The 17,198-nt window shown below is 72.7% G+C and carries 18 protein-coding genes; 10 read left to right on the plus strand and 8 right to left on the minus strand.

What is annotated here, in order from left to right:
• Positions 1–11: 11 nt before the first annotated feature.
• The 4 genes from ACFWBY_RS18785 to ACFWBY_RS18800 all read right to left on the minus strand — a co-directional run bounded on the left by ACFWBY_RS18785 (position 12) and on the right by ACFWBY_RS18800 (position 4,487).
• Positions 12–773, minus strand: coding sequence for an SDR family NAD(P)-dependent oxidoreductase (locus ACFWBY_RS18785; RefSeq protein WP_385336812.1), 762 nt, complete (start codon positions 771–773; stop codon positions 12–14).
• 26 nt (positions 774–799) lie between these two features.
• Entirely contained in the window at positions 800–2,206 is a 1,407-nt protein-coding gene (locus tag ACFWBY_RS18790) for a DUF6421 family protein (protein ID WP_385336815.1), read from the minus strand.
• 81 nt (positions 2,207–2,287) lie between these two features.
• Complete coding sequence (locus ACFWBY_RS18795) at positions 2,288–3,355, minus strand: alpha/beta hydrolase (protein WP_385336818.1); 1,068 nt, start codon at positions 3,353–3,355, stop codon at positions 2,288–2,290.
• Positions 3,356–3,365: 10 nt separating this feature from the next.
• Positions 3,366–4,487: an LLM class flavin-dependent oxidoreductase gene (locus ACFWBY_RS18800; protein ID WP_385336820.1), complete on the minus strand. Its 1,122-nt coding sequence runs from the start codon at positions 4,485–4,487 to the stop codon at positions 3,366–3,368.
• A 49-nt stretch (positions 4,488–4,536) separates the two neighbouring features.
• Between ACFWBY_RS18800 and ACFWBY_RS18805 the strand changes: the two genes are divergently transcribed.
• Positions 4,537–5,193: a PadR family transcriptional regulator gene (locus ACFWBY_RS18805; protein ID WP_385336822.1), complete on the plus strand. Its 657-nt coding sequence runs from the start codon at positions 4,537–4,539 to the stop codon at positions 5,191–5,193.
• A gap of 190 nt (positions 5,194–5,383) precedes the next feature.
• The gene (locus ACFWBY_RS18810; protein WP_385336824.1) at positions 5,384–6,076 is read left to right on the plus strand and encodes a glycerophosphodiester phosphodiesterase; all 693 of its coding nucleotides are present in this window, start codon (positions 5,384–5,386) and stop codon (positions 6,074–6,076) included.
• Between the two features lie 31 nt (positions 6,077–6,107).
• Here ACFWBY_RS18810 and ACFWBY_RS18815 read toward each other — a convergent pair whose 3' ends face one another.
• Positions 6,108–6,647 (minus strand): GNAT family N-acetyltransferase, encoded by a 540-nt coding sequence (locus tag ACFWBY_RS18815; RefSeq protein ID WP_385336826.1) that lies wholly within the window; start codon positions 6,645–6,647, stop codon positions 6,108–6,110.
• A gap of 169 nt (positions 6,648–6,816) precedes the next feature.
• Between ACFWBY_RS18815 and ACFWBY_RS18820 the strand changes: the two genes are divergently transcribed.
• The 4 genes from ACFWBY_RS18820 to ACFWBY_RS18835 all read left to right on the plus strand — a co-directional run bounded on the left by ACFWBY_RS18820 (position 6,817) and on the right by ACFWBY_RS18835 (position 9,825).
• Positions 6,817–7,344 carry a DUF5134 domain-containing protein gene (locus tag ACFWBY_RS18820; RefSeq protein WP_385336829.1) on the plus strand — a complete coding sequence of 176 codons (528 nt, stop codon included), beginning with the start codon at positions 6,817–6,819 and terminating at the stop codon, positions 7,342–7,344.
• Between the two features lie 100 nt (positions 7,345–7,444).
• On the plus strand, positions 7,445–8,383 hold the full coding sequence (locus tag ACFWBY_RS18825) for a M56 family metallopeptidase (RefSeq protein ID WP_385336832.1): 939 nt from the start codon (positions 7,445–7,447) through the stop codon (positions 8,381–8,383).
• 79 nt (positions 8,384–8,462) lie between these two features.
• Entirely contained in the window at positions 8,463–9,152 is a 690-nt protein-coding gene (locus tag ACFWBY_RS18830) for a phosphatase PAP2 family protein (RefSeq protein WP_385336834.1), read from the plus strand.
• Positions 9,153–9,189: 37 nt separating this feature from the next.
• Entirely contained in the window at positions 9,190–9,825 is a 636-nt protein-coding gene (locus ACFWBY_RS18835) for a TetR/AcrR family transcriptional regulator (RefSeq protein WP_385336836.1), read from the plus strand.
• On the opposite strand, the gene ACFWBY_RS18840 is transcribed toward ACFWBY_RS18835, so the two are convergent.
• Entirely contained in the window at positions 9,816–11,300 is a 1,485-nt protein-coding gene (locus ACFWBY_RS18840) for an LVIVD repeat-containing protein (protein WP_385336839.1), read from the minus strand. The two genes, ACFWBY_RS18835 and ACFWBY_RS18840, sit on opposite strands and share 10 nt — an antisense overlap.
• 85 nt (positions 11,301–11,385) lie before the next feature.
• On the opposite strand from ACFWBY_RS18840, the gene ACFWBY_RS18845 reads away from it, so the two are divergent.
• Complete coding sequence (locus ACFWBY_RS18845) at positions 11,386–12,036, plus strand: DUF305 domain-containing protein (protein ID WP_385336842.1); 651 nt, start codon at positions 11,386–11,388, stop codon at positions 12,034–12,036.
• Positions 12,037–12,088: 52 nt separating this feature from the next.
• Positions 12,089–13,444, plus strand: a complete 1,356-nt coding sequence (locus ACFWBY_RS18850) for an FAD-dependent oxidoreductase (protein ID WP_385336845.1) — start codon at positions 12,089–12,091, stop codon at positions 13,442–13,444.
• 26 nt (positions 13,445–13,470) lie between these two features.
• Here ACFWBY_RS18850 and ACFWBY_RS18855 read toward each other — a convergent pair whose 3' ends face one another.
• Complete coding sequence (locus ACFWBY_RS18855) at positions 13,471–13,818, minus strand: ArsR/SmtB family transcription factor (protein ID WP_385336847.1); 348 nt, start codon at positions 13,816–13,818, stop codon at positions 13,471–13,473.
• A gap of 124 nt (positions 13,819–13,942) precedes the next feature.
• Positions 13,943–15,043, minus strand: a complete 1,101-nt coding sequence (locus ACFWBY_RS18860; protein ID WP_385336850.1) for an NADH:flavin oxidoreductase/NADH oxidase — start codon at positions 15,041–15,043, stop codon at positions 13,943–13,945.
• A 203-nt stretch (positions 15,044–15,246) separates the two neighbouring features.
• On the opposite strand from ACFWBY_RS18860, the gene ACFWBY_RS18865 reads away from it, so the two are divergent.
• Both ACFWBY_RS18865 and ACFWBY_RS18870 read left to right on the plus strand, forming a co-directional pair.
• Positions 15,247–16,335 carry a WD40/YVTN/BNR-like repeat-containing protein gene (locus ACFWBY_RS18865; RefSeq protein ID WP_385336853.1) on the plus strand — a complete coding sequence of 363 codons (1,089 nt, stop codon included), beginning with the start codon at positions 15,247–15,249 and terminating at the stop codon, positions 16,333–16,335.
• Positions 16,336–16,473: 138 nt separating this feature from the next.
• A complete protein-coding gene (locus ACFWBY_RS18870) occupies positions 16,474–17,160 on the plus strand; it encodes a uracil-DNA glycosylase (protein ID WP_385336856.1) in 687 nt (228 codons plus the stop codon).
• Positions 17,161–17,198 lie beyond the last annotated feature (38 nt).

A 17,198-nucleotide genomic window follows, 5' to 3' on the forward strand; every position in this document is an offset into this window, starting at 1 on the left:
GGCAGCGTTCTTCACGGTTGCGGAGTGAGCCACAGGCGCTGTCCGTTCACATCGGCGGCGGACCGCTCCCACACGTCGGCGATGGCCTCGGCCAGCTCCTTGACGTCGGTGAAGCCCGCGAACTTCGCAGTGGGACGCTCGGCGCGCATCGCGTCGTGCACCAGTGCCTTGATGACCAGGATCGCAGCAGCGGCCTGCGGACCGTCCTCGCCCCCCGCCTTGCGGAAGGAGTCGGCCATCGCCAGCGTCCAGGCCTCGGCGGCCGCCTTGCCGGCGTTGTACGCGGCGTTGTTGGCGACCGGCTTGTGCGCGCCGGACTGGCTGACCAGGACGTAGCGGCCGCGCTCGCTGCGCAGCAGTCCGTCGTGGAAGGCGAGCGAGGTGTGCTGGACCGTGCGGATGAGGAGCTTCTCCAGGAAGTCCCAGTCCGCGAGGTCGACGTCGGTGAAGGTCTTGCTGCCGCGCCAGCCGCCCACGAGGTGGACCAGGCCGTCGATCCGGCCGAACTCCTTCTCGGTCTGCTCGGCCCAGGCCTTGGTGGCGGCCAGGTCGAGCAGGTTCACGGTGTCGCCGGTGATGGTGGCGCCGCCGTGGGCGTAGCGCGCCGCGTCCACCGCTTCGGCGAGGCGTGCCGGATCGGCGTCGGACGCGACGACCACGGCGCCCGCCTCCGCCAGGCGGAGCAGGGTGGCGCGGCCGGCGGGCCCGCCGGCCCCGGCCACCGCCACTACCGCTCCATGGAGCTTTCCGTTGCCGTTCCCGGAGCCGTTCATCGGTGCAGCCTCCTGAGGGCGAGTGCTCACGCGGCCACTCGCTGCGCGTCGTCAGAGTTCAGAGCGGTGATGCCCTTGGTAGAGGCGATCACACCCTTGAGCTTCTTGGCGAGCGCCTCATAGAACATGCTGAGCGGAAACTCGTCCGGAAGCACGTCGTCCACGAGCTTGCGCGGCGGCTGGGTCAGGTCCAGGGCGTCGGGACCCTGGGCCCAGCGGGATCCCGGGTGGGGGGCGAGGTACTCGGAGACCAGCTCGTAGGCCTTGAACCAGTGGACGAGCTTGGGACGGTCGATGCCGGCGCGGTAGAGGTCCTCGATCTCGGCGCACAGCTGGTTGGTGACCTGCGGGGCCCGCATCCAGTCGATCTTCAGCTTGTTGTCCGTCCAGCGCACCACGTCGTGCTTGTGGAGGTACGCGAAGAGGAGCTGGCCGCCGAGGCCGTCGTAGTTGCGGTTGCGGTCGCCCGACACCGGGAAGCGGAACATCCGGTCGAAGAGGACGGCGTACTGCACGTCACGGCCGTGCTCGTTGCCCTCGGACTCCAGCTTCACGGCCTCCTTGAAGGCGGTGAGGTCACAGCGCAGCTCTTCGAGGCCGTACATCCAGAACGGCTGGCGCTGCTTGATCATGAAGGGGTCGAACGGCAGGTCGCCGTGGCTGTGGGTGCGGTCGTGGACCATGTCCCACAGGACGAAGGCCTTCTCGCAGCGCTCCTGGTCCTCGACCATGCGGGCGATGTCCTCGGGCAGCTCGATGCCCAGGATGTCGACGGCGGCCTCGGTGACCTTGCGGTAGCGGGCGGCCTCGCGGTCGCAGAAGATGCCGCCCCAGGTGAAGCGCTCGGGGGCCTCGCGGACCGCGATGGTCTCCGGGAAGAGCACTGCGGAGTGCGTGTCGTAACCCGGGGTGAAGTCCTCCAGGGCGATGCCGAGGAAGAGCGGGTTGTCGTACCGGGTGCGCTCCAGCTCCGCGAGCCACTCGGGCCAGACCATCTTCAGCACGACGGCCTCGAGGTTGCGGTCCGGGTTGCCGTTCTGCGTGTACATGGGGAAGACCACGAGGTGCTGGAGCCCGTCGGCGCGGTCGGCCGCCGGGTGGAAGGCCAGCAGGGAGTCGAGGAAGTCCGGCACGACGAAGCCGCCGACGGCCCACTTGCGCAGGTCGGCGACGAGGGCGCGGTGGTAGGCGCCCGCGTGCGGCAGCAGCGGGGACAGGGCCTCGACGGCCGTGACCACGCGCTCTACGGCGGCCTCGGCGGCGGCGCGGGACGGCGCGCCCTCCGCGTCGAAGTCGATGGAGCCGTCGGCCGACTGCCAGGGCCGGATCTCCTCCACGGCGGCCTTGAGCTCGGGCCACGCCGGGTGGTCCACCACCCGTACACCGGCGGTTATCACGGCGCCGCCGATACCCGGCACAAGAGTTTCCGTCATGTCACTTCCTCCACAGGAGAACCTCACGTCAAGGCAGCGTATGCGTGCGAGGGTCTCCTGTTCAAGTGGAGATCCGGGAAATTATCCTGCGTCACCCCCGGTGTAACCGAAATTCTTCCCGTTCTTATGCGTGGAGCCGATGACTTCACCCAGCCGCGCCAGCGTTTCGCGCGCCTGTGGGAGTACGCCGGCCAGCGCGAGGAACCCGTGGAACATCCCGGGGTGCGAGTCGAGGACCGAGGGAACCCCGCTTCCGGCCAGCCGGTGGTGGTACGCCTCGCCCTCGTCCCGCAGCGGATCGCACCCGGCGACCACCACGAACGCCGGCGGCAGTCCCCGCAGGTCGGCGGCGAGCGGCGAGGCGAGCGGATCGCCGCCGTCGCCGTCCGGGCCCAGGTACTGCTCCCAGAACCAGCGCAGGTGCGCTGCCGTGAGGAAGTAGCCCTCCCCGTTGCTCCGGTAGGACCCGCTGTCCTGCCGGGCGTCCAGACAGGGGTAGAGCAGCACCTGGAGCGCGACGGCCGGTCCCCCGCGCTCGCGGGCCAGCAGCAGCGAGGCGGCCGCGAGGTTCCCGCCGGCGCTGTCCCCGGCCACCACCAGGGCGGCTGGGTCCCCGCCCAGCTCGCCGACGTGCTCGGCCGCCCAGCACAGGGCGGCGTACGCGTCGTGGACGGCCGCGGGGAAGCGGTCCTCGGGGGCCCTGCGGTAGCCGACGGACACGAAGACGGCGCCGGAGGCCCGGCACAGGGCCCGCACGGTGGCGTCGTGACTGTCGAGGTCGCACAGGACCCAGCCGCCGCCGTGGCAGAACACCACGGTCGGCCTCGGTCCGGGCCACCGCCCGGGGTCGGGGCGGTAGACGCGCACCGGGACCGGCGGCGCCCCGTCCGGCCCGGGGACGTCCCGGTCCTCCACGGAGCCGACGGCCGGCGGGTGGACCGTCGCGCGCGCCGCGGCGAGGATCCGGCGCGCCTCTCCGGCATCGGTGACGCTCCCACCGAGGTCGGGGAAGAAGGAGGCCAGCGCGTCGGCGTAGGGCCGGGCGGCGGGGTCGAGCCGGTCGTCCGCCCCGGGGGCGGCGGCAACGTCGGCCCCGGTCCCGGTCGGCCGGGCCGCCGCGGCGCGGGACCCGTGATCCACATCGGTCACGGCGCCGGCCCTACGCGTTCCTGAAGTGCGGGATGACCTTCTCGCCCCACTGGCGCAGCGTCTCCAGACAGGCCTCCTGCGGCACCGTCCCCATCTGGATGAGGCACATGATCTCGTCGGCACCCGCCTCCCTCAGCCGCTCGACGTACGCGATGGCCTCGTCCGCGCTCCCGTAGGCGTGATCCGCGTTGAAGGTGGCCGTGGACGTGGGCCGCACCGGGATGTCCAGCTCGTTCAGCCGGGCCACGACCTGCTCGGCGGCCTCCCGCATCCGCGCTTCCTCGTCGGCGCCCGCCACCACCGCCTCGTCCGGGATGCCGGACCCGCCGTACCAGTGGCCGATGGACTGCGCGAAGAAGCGCTGCCCCCGGACGCCGATCCGGCGCGCCTCCTCGGGATCGTCGAGCACGATGGTCGGGCAGAGCACCGAGAAGTGGTCGTTGACCGCGGTGGACACGAAGCGGCCGCCGTCGCGCCCCGCGATCGCGGCGTCGTACACGGCGCGCATCCCCGCGATGGAGTCCGGCCCCGCGAATCCCATCACCAGCGCCCCGACGCCCAGCTCGGCGGCCTGCGTCAGGGTCTCGGCCCGGCTGCACGCCAGGAACAGCGGCGGGTGGGGGGTCTGGCTCGGCCTCGGCAGGATCGGGTGCGGGTCGATGTCGATGAGCTCCCCGTGGTACTCGAGCTCCTCCTCCTGCCATGCCCTCCCGATGATCCGCAGCGCCTCCTCCACCTCCGCCGTGGTGCGGTCCTTGTCGACCCCGCACAGCGAGGTCTCCTGCGCGGTCCCGCCGCGCCCGGCGCCGAGGTCGACCCGCCCGCCGGACAGCAGGTCGAGCATCGCGGCCCGCTCGGCGACCCGGACGGGGTGGTTGAAGGCGAAGGGCATGCACACGACTCCGTGCCCGATGCGTATGGTCTCGGTCCGGGCGGCCACCCACGTGAGGAAGATCTCGGGAGCGCTCATGTGGGCGTACCACTTCAAGGAGTGGTGCTCCACGGCCCAGATCCGGTCGAACCCCATCCGCTCGGCGAGTACCGCCTGTTCGACGCTGTCGCGGATGACCTGGTGCTCCCGTTCCACGGTCGGGTCGGCGAGCTGAGCTTCGAAGATCACGGAAAATTTCACGGTGCCTCCAGGGTTGCGTCCCGTGCCCGGTCTTACTTCAATGAGTAATATGACTAGTAGTCAGACGTCGAAGAAGCAAGAGCTACCGCCGACCGCTTGGGCCGTTCTTGGCCTCCTCTCCTTCCCGGGGGAGCGCACCGGCTACGAGCTGAAGAAGTGGGCCGACTCCTCCCTGCGCTTCTTCTACTGGTCCCCGGCCATCAGCCAGATCTACGCCGAACTGCGCCGCCTCGAGGAGCTGGGCTACGCGGCCTCGGTGCGCTCGGGGCCCGAGGAGGTGCGGGCCAAGCGCCGCTACGGCATCACCCCCGCCGGGCGCGAGGCGCTGGCCGGCTGGGCAGGCGACACCGCGGTGGCCGGCCCACCGGTGCTCAAGCACGGGCTGCTGCTGCGGGTCTGGCTCGGGCACCTGGCCGAGCCGGAGCGGCTGCGCACGATGGTCGGCGAGCATGCGGAGCACACCGAGCGGGAACTGACCGCCGTGCGGGAGGCCATGGCGCAGGCCTCCGCCGAACTGGACTGGGCGTTCCCGGTCCTCGCCCTGCGCTGGAGCGAGCGCCGACACCTGGCGGAACTGGAGCTGGCGCGGGCGCTCTTGGCGGACCTGGATGCCCTGGGCGACCTGGCGGTCCCCCGGCCGGGCGGCCCGCGGCCGGGCTCCGCGCGGGACCGTCAAGGCGGTGGGGGCGCGCCCACCCCCGGGTGACACGGGGAGCCCGGTCCGGGGCTCCGGGGACCCGTCTTGTCCGGCGGGATGCGGCCGGACGGCGCCCGGCGGGCCCGCGGGGAAGGTCCCATCGTCCGTGCGGCGCACTAGCATTGATCCTCGACCACGCGCGGCCGGCCGGGATACCGCGACCGCGCGGGGAGCCGCCGTCGACGGAAGCGAGAGAACCTTGACTTTCCTCACCATCGGTCACCGCGGGGTCATGGGTGTCGAACCCGAGAACACCTTGCGGTCGTTCGTCCGCGCGGAGCGTTCCGGCATGGACGTCCTCGCCCTGGACCTGCGGCTCAGCAAGGACGGCGCCCTCGTCGTCCTGCACGACGCCGAGGTGGACCGCACCACCGACGGCTCGGGAGCCGTGGCCGACCTGACCCTGGCCGAACTGCGCGGGCTGGACGCCGGGGAGGGCCAGCAGGTGCCCCTCCTGGAGGAGGTCCTGGACGCGGTCGCGGCCCCGCTGCGCGTGCAGGTCCACGACCTCCGCGCCGTCGGGGCCTTCGCGGAGCTCCTGCTGCGCCGCGACCTGACCGGGCGGGTGGAGGTGGCCTCCTTCACCGACGAGGTGCTCGTGGAGGCCGCCCGGCTGGTGCCGGGCGTCCGCACCGTGCTCTACGCGAACCAGGGCGCGGCGGACGCCGGGGCGGCCGTCGCACGGGCCGTGGCCGCGGGCGCGGAAACGATCGCCCTGAACATCCAGCACCTCACCCTGCACACCGTGGAGGCGGCGCACGAGGCGGGACTGCGCGTGACGGGCTGGACGGTCAACTCGCTGGAGCGGTTGCGCCTCGCACGGGCCCTCGAACTCGACGGCGTGCTGACCGACTTCCCGGAGATCCGCTCCACGGGCCGCTTCACCGCCTGAGGCCCCGGCGGCCCGGGGGCGCCGGACGGGTTCAGAGCGCCTTGACCAGCAGCTCGAAGGCCAGGTCGTCACGGAGCGGGACGCCGAAGCGCGCGTCCCCGTAGGGGAAGGGGCTCATCTCACCGGTGCGTTCGTATCCGCGGCGCACGTAGTAGGCGATGAGCTCCTCCCGCACGTTGATCACGGTCATCCGCATCTCCTTGGCCGCCCACTGCTCGCGGGCGCGGCGCTCGGCCTCGGCCAAGACCTGCTTGCCGAGGCCGCCGCCCTGCTGCCCGGGGCGGACGGCGAACATCCCGAAGTAGACGTGGTCCCCCCGGTGTTCGAGGTGGCAGCAGGACATGATCTCCCCGTCACGCTCCACCACGAGCAGCATGCCGTCGGGGTGCCCGACGATCCGGGCCACGTCCTCGGCGTCGGTGCGCTGCCCGTCCAGGAAGTCCGCCTCGGTGGTCCAGCCCGCGCGGCTCGAGTCGCCCCGGTACGCCGATTCGACGAGCTCGACCAGCGCCGGGACGTCGGCCGCCACGGCACTGCGGAAGTTCAGGGGCCGGGGGTCGGCGCTGTGCATCGGGGATCCGTTCTGCGGGTGTCTGCTGGACGGGGCGGGGAGCGGCGTACGGCACGCCGGTCACCCGCGCGACAGAGCCTAGCCGCGGGCGGCGTGTGGCCCGCACGACGGGGGCATCTCTTCCGGTGAAGCCGACGAACCGGGAGGTTCCGCCGTGCACGGTTCCGCCATGTCCCTCTCCACCTCCGTCTCCGCCTGGATCCTCGTCCTGCTCTGCGCGGTGAGCGGCGCGTACTGCCTGCGGCGGGCGGGAAGATCCGGCGGCGGCCCGGCCGCCGGCGAGGCCGCGATGGGGTTCGGCATGGCGCTGATGGCGCTGCCGCTCGGGACCGGCGGCGGATGGCAGGCGCCGGTGCTCGGCGCGGTCTTCTGCGGCGCGACCCTGCACGCGGTGTGGCTGCTGCGCGCCGGCCCGCACCACGCGCACCACCTGGTGGGCTCGCTGACGATGGTCTACATGGCACTGGCGCCCGGAGCCGGCCAGGGTTCCGGCCAGGGTCACGGCCACGGCGAGGGAGCCGGTCTGCCGCTGCTGACCGGGCTGCTGCTGGTCTACTACGCCGGGTACGTGGTGCTGGGCGGGGCGCGGCTGGTCACGGTGGGCGGCGCGAGCGCCCCCGCCGGGCCGGCGGAAGTGATCAAGGCCTGCCGACTGGCCATGGGGATGGGGATGTTGGCGATGCTGCTCACGATGTGACATCACGCTCGGGACCGGCGCCGGGCGGGGCCAACGTGTGCTCCGTCACCCTTCCCCCGGACCGTACCCGCAGGTAGGTGCGCGCTCATAGGCTGGGCCCATGATGGTCCCCGCCGTTCTCCTGCTGCTCGGCGCCCTGACCGCGTTGCTCGCGCCCCGCCTGCTGGCCCGGGCCGAGTGGCCCGAGCGCGAACCGGTCGTCGCCCTGTGGGCGTGGCAGTGCGTGGTGGGCGCGGTGCTCCTGTGCTTCGCGCTGTCGATGCTGCTGAGCGCGGCCGGTGCCTGGCAGGCGGTCCGGGGCAGGCTGTTCGCGCCCGCACCGCGCGGGGTCGTCGACGCCTACGCGCTCGGCGCCGGAGGCGGCCCCTGGGCCACCGGCACCGCCCTCGTGCTGGCGGGCGGCGGCCTGTGGACGGGCGCGATGCTGGCCAGGGAGGTCCTGCGGGCTCGGGCCCGCCGGCGCGCGCAGGACGCCGAACTGCTGCTGCGGGCCCCGCTGCTCCCCGGGGAGGAGGCCGCGGGGGCCAGGCTCGTCGTACTGGAGGGCGAGCGGCCCGACAGCTGGTGGCTGCCGGGTCCGGTCCCCCAGCTGGTGGTCACGACGGCGGCGCTGAGCCGACTCAAGGGGAGCCAGCTGGACGCCGTACTGGCACACGAACAGGGACACGCGGCGGCCCGGCACGACTGGCTGCTGCACTGCTCGCGCGCGCTGTCCGGGGGATTTCCGCAGGTCCCGGTCTTCGCCGCGTTCGAGGCCGAGATGCACCGGCTGGTGGAGCTGGCCGCCGACGACGTGGCCTCGCGGCGGTACGGGCGCCTGACGATCGCGCTGGCCCTCATCGGCCTGAACGAGGACCGCGGGGTGTTCGGCCCCTCCCCCACCCCGCAGGCGCACGTCCCGCAGCGGGTCCGGCGGCTCCTGTCGGCCGAGCCCCGCCTCCCGGCGGTCCGGCGGCTGCGGCTGACCGCCCTGGCGACGCTGGCTCCGGCGGTCCCCCTGCTGGTGGCGTTCGGACCCGGCCTGAGCGCGCTGGCGTAGGCGTCCCTTTCGGATCTTGCCGGGCGGTCCCGCGCGGCGGGCGCCGGGAAGGGGCGGGCCCGGGTGCGAGGATCGGCGCATGCGGAGCGATTGGCTACGGTCGCGGCGGGCTCGGCTCGGTTGCGTGCTGCTCGCCGCCGTCGCCCTTCTGACGGTCTTGGTGATGGCCCGCCGGCAGCCCCTGACGCCCTATGACGAGGGGATCGCACGGAGCCTGCACGGGTACGCGGCCTCCCACCCGGGTGTCACCCGGGTGATGCGGGTGCTCACCGACTGGTTCTGGGATCCGTGGACCATGCGGGTTCTGGCCGCCGCGGCCTGCCTCTGGCTGTGGCGCAGGGGCGAGGGCCGGTGTGCGCTGAGGGTCGGGCTGGTCGTTCTCGGCGCCTCGGCGGTTCAGATGGGTCTGAAGGCATCGGTGGGGCGGGAGCGTCCGGTGTGGCCGGATCCGGTGGACTCGGCGCACTACTCCGCCTATCCGTCCGGTCACGCGATGACGGCGACCGTGGTCTGCGGCCTGCTGCTGTGTCTGGTCCCGCGCGGTGGCCCGGGCCGCTTCGCGCGTTTCGCCCTGGCCGCGGCCGTGGCCGTGGCGACCGTCTCGGTCCTCGGAGTCGGCTTCACCCGGCTCTACCTCGGCGTCCACTGGTTCTCGGACGTCCTGGCGGGCTGGCTGCTGGGCGCGGGCCTCGTGCTGCTCGCGACAGCGGACGGTGCCTGCTCTGGGCGATCCCCCGTGTCGCCCAGAGCAGACGGTCCAGCGCGCTGAGTATACTGGCTCGGAGCCAGTCAACGCAGGAGCAAGCATGTCCCCGCGCAGCGCATCGGTCAATGAAGAATTGCGCAGGCGTTCCCGGGAGCGGCTGCTGCAGGCCACGGTCGAGCTCGTGGCCGAGCGTGGCTACGAGGCCACCAAGCTCGGCGACATCGCCGACCGGGCGGGCGCCGCCCGCGGCCTGGTCTCGTACTACTTCCCCGGGAAGCGCCAGCTGCTGCAGTCCGCCGTGCACCGGCTGATGCACCTCACGCTGGAGGCGGCCCTGGAGCGGGAGCCGCACACGGACGACGGCCGGGAGCGGATGGCACGCGCGATCGACGCGATCCTCGGGCTGGCCCGGGACCAGCCGCGCCTGATGCGGACCCACATGGCGGGCATCCTGCAGGCGGAGGGGTTCGTCCAGTGCGTGGAGCAGCAGCGGCTCGCGGAGCTGCTTCGGGACACGGTCGTGCGGTACGGCTCGGTGGACGCGGACACCGACTATCCGCTGTTGCGGGCCCTGCTGATGGGCGCGGTGGTGGCGGTGCTGCTGCCGGGCGCGCCGATGCCCGCGGCGCGGCTGCGGGCGGAGCTGTTCCAGCGGTACGGGCTGGACTGGGAGATGGGCGTCCCGCCGGACGGCGGACCGCCCGGCGGAACGTTTCCTTCTGCGCGTCAGCGGTAGTCGGGCTGGGTCTGCACGTTGAGCCGGTCCATCCGCACCCACTTGGCGCTCTCGGTGCGCCAGTCGTCGAGCCTCAGCACGTCGAAGCCCTTGGCGATGTCGTTCGAGTAGATGTGCCCGTTGTAGTAGTAGGCGGACCAGGAGCCGCCGAGGCCGAGCTTGTCGGTGGTCAGCGGCCCCCGCTCGAAGTAGCCGATCTCCTTGGGGCTGGTGGAGTCGGTGAAGTCCCAGACGGAGACGCCGCCCTGGTACCAGGCCTGGACCATGATGTCGCGGCCGCCGCCGACCGGGACCAGCGAGCCGTTGTGGGCCACGCAGTTCTCGGTGTCGGCCTGGTGGCGCGGGATCTTGAAGTAGCTCTTGAAGACGAGCTTGCGCTGGTCACCGCGGCCGGTGATGTCGTAGATGCCGTCCGCTCCCCGGGTGGGACCGGTGGCCTCGTTGCAGGTGGCGCCGCCACCGCCGCCCAGCTCGTCGGTGAACACCACCTTGTTCGCCTGCTCGTTGAAGGTGGCCGAGTGCCAGAACGCGAAGTTCACGTTGTCCTGCACCCGGTCGATGACGCGCGGCTCCTCGGGCTTGCTGATGTCGAAGAGGATGCCGTCGCCCATGCAGGCGCCGGCGGCGAGGTTCCTGGAGGGCAGCACGGTGATGTCGTGGCAGCCCGTGGTCTTGGAGACGCCCGGGTTGGTGGGCCCGCCCGGGTTGCCGCCGTCCGGGAAGAGGACCGGGAAGGCGACGACCGCGGCTTGCGCCGGGTTCTTCTTCGGTACCTTCACGATCGAGATGCCGTCGTGCGGCGGCTTGCAGTCGGGGAAGGCGTCGTTCGGGGAGTAGGAGGAGACGTAGAGGTAGACGTCCCGGCCGCCCGGCACCAGCGTGTGGGTGTGGGAGCCGCAGGCGGTCTCGACGGACTTGATGTACTTGGGGTTCTTCTTGTCCTTGATGTCGAAGATCTTGATGCCCTCCCACGAGGACTTCTCCGTGGCGGGTTGCGAGACGCTGCTGCAGGAGTCGTCGCTGCGCGAGGAGTCGGTCGAGAGGAAGAGCAGGTCCCCGTGGACCGAGATGTCGTTCTGTCCGCCGGGGCAGAGCACTTCGGTGACGGTCTTCGGCGCCTTGGGGTTGCCGATGTCGTAGATCGTGAAGCCGTTGTAGCTGCCCGCGTAGGCGTACTTGCCCTGGAACGCCAGGTCGGAGTTGATTCCGGCCGGGTCGGTGCTGGGTATGTTCGCCAGGTGCTTGATGTTCTTGCTGTGGACGATCTCGTCCTGGCCCGGGATCTCTCCGGGCGCCATTTCCCGGCCTTCACCGGCCGCGGTGGCGGCGGAGCTGTGCGGCGCGCCCGCGCCCGGGAGCAAGTCGCCCGGGTCGGGGGTGGCGGCCGCGGGTCCGGCCGCCAGGAGCGTGGTGATCAGGCCGGCCGCCGCTGCGGCCGCCCCCAGTAATCTGCGCCGCGCCCTGCTGGTCTGCATCGAGGTCACTGTGCCCTCCCATGAGTCCTGTCGGTTCCGCCCGTGGTGGGAACGGAACGCGGACCCCGGCAGTATCGTCCTTTGCATGGACATGGCGAAAGTGGTACTCGGGCGAATCGTCGGGGCGGCCCTCGCCGCCGGACTCCTGCTCGCACTCACCGGCTGCCAGGACGGCGGCGCGGCAGGGGCGGAAGGGGCCCCGGCCGCGGTGATCGCACCCGGCAAGCCCGGCGAGAAGGCGCGCACCATCTCCCCCGAACAGGCCGCCCGGGAACTGCCCGACGACAGCCCCAACGCGGCCGACCGAGCGTACGTGCGAAACATGACCGAACACCACAGGCAAGCCGTGGCCATGAGCGCCCTCGCCCCCGCCCGGGCCTCGGCCGACGGGGTCAAGCGGCTCGCCGAACGGATCACGGCCGCGCAGCAGCCCGAGATCGGCGCGATGGAGCGGTGGGCGGCCCGCTACCCGGCGCCCGCCCCGGACGCGGGCGGACACGACCACGCGGCGATGCCCGGCATGGCCACCGCACGGCAGCTCGAAGAGCTCACCGGCGCCACCGGCACCGACTTCGACCGGCTCTTCCTCACTTTGATGACCGCCCACCACGAGGGCGCGCTGAAGATGGCCGGCGAGGCGCTGGCCTCGGGCAACAACGTCGCCGTCGAGGAGATGGCCACCGAGGTGGTGGCCACCCAGACCGCCGAAATCCACCGGATGCGCTCGATGGGCTGACGGCCCCCGCACCCGGTGTCATGCTGGGAACACCTGCGTGAGGAGCTCCGCCGTGCTTCGTATCGCCGTCGTCGGATCGGGCCCCAGCGGGGTCTACGCCGCCCAGACACTCGTACAACAGCGTGAGGTCCCGGGCGTACGGGTCGACGTGCTCGACCGGCTGCCGGCTCCGTACGGGCTCGTGCGGTACGGGGTGGCCCCCGACCACGAGAAGATCAAGTCGCTGCAGGGCAGCCTGCGGACCGTGCTGGAGGACGAGCGGATCCGGTTCCTCGGCAATGTCGAGGTCGGCGGGCGCGAACTGTCCACCGCGCGCCTCCTGGAGCTGTACCACGCGGTCGTCTACTGCGTCGGCGCGGCCCGGGACCGGATGCTGGACATCCCCGGCGAGGACCTCGCCAGCGTGCACTCCGCGACCGCCTTCGTGGCCTGGTACAGCGGGCACCCGGACGCGGCCGCCGAGGCCTTCGGCCTGTCCGGGGTGGATTCGGCGATCGTGGTCGGCGCGGGGAACGTCGCCGTCGACGTGACGCGGATCCTGGCCCGCGGCGTACCGGAGCTGTCCCCCACCGACATGCCGCAGACGGCCCTCGGGGCGCTCGGCGAGAGCGGGGTGCGCGAGGTCCACATGGTCGCCAGGCGCGGGCCCTCACAAGGGAAGTTCACCACGAAGGAGCTGCGCGAACTCGGCACGCTCCCGGGCGTGGACATCGCCGCGGACCCGGCGGAGCTGGCCATCGACCCGGCCTACGCGGATCCGGGCGCGGCCCTGCCCGCGGTGAACCGGCGCAACGTGGAGGTGCTGCGCGGCTGGGCGCGGGGTCCGGCGGGCGGCGGAGGGCGGCGCATCGCGCTGCGGTTCTTCCTGCGCCCGGTGGAGGTGCTCGGCGGAGCGGACGGCCGGGTCACGGGGATGCGGTTCGAGCGGACGGCTCCCGACGGCCGGGGCGGGGTGACCGGGACCGGCGTCCACGAGGACGTTCCGGCGCAGTTGGTGCTGCGCTCGGTCGGGTACCAGGGGGTCCCGCTGCCCGGCCTGCCCTTCGACGAGCGCACCGGTACCGTCCCGCACGCGGCGGGCCGGGTCGTACGGGCGGGCCGCGCCTCGCTGGGCGAGTACGTGGCGGGCTGGATCAAGCGCGGCCCGACCGGGGTGATCGGCACCAACCGGCCGTGCGCGAAGGAGACGGCGTCCTCCCTGCTCCAGGACGCGGGGGCACTGGCCCGCCGCGAGCGGGACGCGGACCCTCTGGAAGCGATGCGGGCGGCGGGGCTGCGCCCGGTGGAGTGGCCGGGCTGGCTCGCGATCGAGACGGCGGAGGCCGAACTCGGGCGCTCCCTGGGCCGCCGCTCCGTCAAGATCCCCGACTGGGCGGGCCTGCTGGGCGCCGCGGACCGGTCCGGCTGACCGGGCCGGACGGCGAGCCCGTCCGGTCAGACGGCGAGCCGCGCCTCCTCGGCGGCGGCCGCCGTCAGGACGCTGTCGAGGAGCCCGGGGAACAGCTCCGCCAGGTCGGTGCGGCGCAGCCCGTTGAGCTTGGCGGTGCCGCGGTAGCACTGGCGCACGACGCCGCTCTCGCGCAGGACCCGGAAGTGGTGCGTGGTCGTGGACTTGGTGACCGGGAGCTCGAAGTACGAGCAGGCCAGCTCGGCGTCCGTGGCCGCGAGGTCGCGGACGATGGCCAGCCGGACCGGGTCGGAGAGAGCGTGCAGGACGTCTTCGAGCCGGATCTCGGCGGCCTCGGGGTGGGCGAGGACACGGGCCGCGTCACGTTCCGTCATGTCCGTAGCTCCACTCGCTCGGGTGATCCGGGGTCGTGGTCCATCGTACGAGAACCTTCGTAGGACCGGAGGCGATCCGGGCGGGCCGGGTGCGGCGCGGTACCGGGGACCGCGCCGCACCGGTTCACCAGGAGCGGTGGTACTGGTCGGGCGCAGGGATCCCGGCGCCGAGCTCGGCCGCCGCGCGGCGGGCCCAGTACGGGTCGCGCAGCAGCTCCCGCCCCAGCAGGACGGCGTCGGCCTCGCCGTTGGCCAGGATCTTCTCGGCCTGCTCCGGTTCGGTGATCAGGCCCACGGCGGCGACCGGGAGGGTGGTCTCGGCCTTGACCCGGGCGGCGAAGGGCACCTGGTAGCCGGGGCCGGCGGGGATCGTCACGCCGGGTGCGAGGCCCCCGGTGGAGACGTCGAGCAGGTCCACGCCGTGCTCCTGGAGCAGCGTGGCCAGCCGCACGGTCTCGTCCGCGGTCCAGCCGTCCTCCTCCAGCCAGTCGGTGGCGGAGATGCGGAAGAACAGCGGGAGTTCGTCGGGCCACACGGCCCGTACGGCGTCGACCACTTCGAGGGCGAGACGGGTGCGGTTCTCGAAGGAGCCGCCGTACTCGTCGGTGCGCTTGTTGCTGTGCGGGGAGAGGAACTGGCCGATCAGGTATCCGTGCGCGCCGTGGATCTCGATGACCTGGTAGCCGGCGGCGAGCGAGCGGCGGGCGGCGGCCGCGAACTGCTCGACGACGTCCCGGATCTCCCGGCCCGTCAGCTCGTGCGGGACCGGGTGCCCCTCGGCGAAGGGCACGGGGCTCGGGGCGCTGGGCCGCCAGCCGTGCGCGTCGGGTCCGACGGGGCGCCCGCCCTTCCAGGTGCGGTCGGTGGACGCCTTGCGGCCGGCGTGCGCCAGCTGGATGCCGGGGACCGTGCCCCGGGCCTTGAGGAAGGAGGTGATCCGGCGCAGCGCTTCCACCTGGGTGTCGTTCCAGATGCCGAGGTCGTACGGCGAGATCCGCCCCTCCGGGGAGACGGCCGTGGCCTCCTGGACGATCAGGCCGGTGCCGCCGGTGGCGCGGGCCGCGTAGTGCGCGAAGTGCCAGTCGCCGGCCACTGCGGTGTCGGGACCGGAGGCTTCGGCGCTGTACTGGCACATCGCGGCCATCCAGACCCGGTTCGGGATGGTGACCGAGCGGATGGTCCACGGCTGGAACAGGGCGGCGAAGGCAGCGGGGGCAGCACTCATGAGGGCTCTCCATGGGGGACCGGACGCGCACCGGGGATCGGCGGCTAAGTACGAGAATCACCGTACTACGAAATCTCTCGTAGTACGAGATCTACCGTACGACCAGCTCCGCCGCGCGCGTGCCGACCGGCCTCTGTCAGTGGTCGGGTGCAGACTGACGGAAAAGCTGCCGTGCAGGACAACGACGTCCGGAGGTGTCGGCCATGACCGACGTAGTGCTGCTCGCCGGAACCCGCAAGGGACTCTTCATCGGCCGCAGGAGGGACGGCGGCCCGTGGGAGTTCGACGGGCCCCACTTCAACGCCCAGGCGGTCTCCGCCGTCGCCATCGACCGGCGCGGAAGCACGCCCCGGCTCCTCGTGGGCGGGGACAGCACGCACTGGGGCCCCTCCGTCTTCAGCTCCGACGACCTGGGGGCGACCTGGCGGGAGCCCGCCGCGGCCGCCGTGAAGTTCCCCCAGGACACCGGCGCCTCCCTGGAACGGGTCTGGCAGTTGCATCCGGCCGGCCCCGAGGCCCCGGGCGTGGTCTACGCGGGGACCGAGCCGGCCGCCCTGTTCCGCTCGGCCGACGGGGGCGAGTCCTTCGAACTGGTCCGGCCGCTGTGGGAGCACCCGACCCGGGACAAGTGGGTGCCGGGCGGTGGTGGCGAGGGCCTGCACACCGTGATCACCGACCCGGGCGACCCGGACCTGCTCACCGTCGCGGTCTCCACGGCGGGGGTGTTCCGGTCCAGGGACGGCGGGGCGAGCTGGACCCCGTCCAACAGCGGGATCTCGGCGGTGTTCCTGCCCGATCCGCAGCCCGAGTTCGGCCAGTGCGTGCACAAGATCGCCCAGGACCCGGGGAACACGGACCGGCTGTACCTGCAGAACCACTGGGGCGTCTACCGCAGCGACGACGCCGGGGCCCGGTGGACGGACATCGGCGCCGGCCTGCCCTCGGACTTCGGCTTCGCGGTGGCCGCCCACCCGCACCGGCCGGACACCGCCTACATCTTCCCGCTGAACGCCGACTCCGACCGGGTCCCGGCGGAGCACCGCTGCCGGGTCTTCCGGACCCGGGACGCGGGCACCAGCTGGGAGCCCCTGTCCAAGGGACTCCCCGCAGGCGACCACTACGGCACGGTGCTGCGGGACGCGCTCTGCACGGACGACGCGGACCCGGCCGGGATCTACTTCGGCAACCGCAACGGCGAGCTGTACGCCAGCCATGACGACGGGGACAGCTGGCAGCTGCTGGCCGAGCACCTCCCCGACGTCCTGTGCGTACGGGCCGCCGTCCTGGAGTAGGCGTCCGGAGCAGCCGCCCCGCCCCGGCCGGGCGGGCGCGGGCGGGCGGGCGGGCGACACACCGGGGGGCGGCCCGGTCGCGCCGCGCCCGCGGGTATCGGTACCGGACGTAGGACTGGGCCAGTAGAGTGATCACTTGTGGCAGTACGACCGTTGAACGAGATCGTCGAGCCGGGCTGGGCCCGCGCTCTGGAGCCGGTGGCGACGCAGATCGCCGCGATGGGCGACTTCCTGCGCGCGGAGATCGCGGCGGGCAGGACCTACGTCCCGGCGGGGGCGAACGTCCTGCGCGCGTTCCAGCAGCCCTTCGACGAGGTGAAGGTGCTGATCGTCGGGCAGGACCCGTATCCCACGCCGGGGCACGCGATCGGACTGTCCTTCTCCGTGGCGCCCGAGGTCAGCCCGTGGCCCCCGAGCCTCGACAACATCTTCCGCGAACTGCACGCCGACCTCGGTACGGGCAGGCCGCGGAACGGGGACCTGACTCCGTGGACCCGGCAGGGCGTCCTGCTGCTCAACCGCTCGCTCACCACCGCCCCCCGCAAGCCCAACGCCCACCGCGGCAAGGGCTGGGAGGCCGTGACCGAGCAGGCCATCCGCGCGCTCGCGGCGCGCGGCAAGCCCCTGGTGTCGGTGCTGTGGGGGCGGGAGGCCCGCAACCTTCGGCCGCTGCTGGGCGAGCTGCCGGCCGTGGAGTCGGTACACCCCTCCCCCATGTCCGCGGACAACGGTTTCTTCGGCTCCAGGCCGTTCAGCAGGACGAACGACCTGCTGGTCCGCCAGGGCGCGCAGCCCGTGGACTGGCGACTGCCCGCCGCCGGTTGACCGTACGGGTATCCGAGGAGGGCCACCCGCTCACCAAA

The sequence above is a fragment of the Streptomyces sp. NPDC060049 genome (genome assembly GCF_042736715.1).
In the GTDB taxonomy this organism is placed as follows: Bacteria; Actinomycetota; Actinomycetes; order Streptomycetales; family Streptomycetaceae; genus Streptomyces.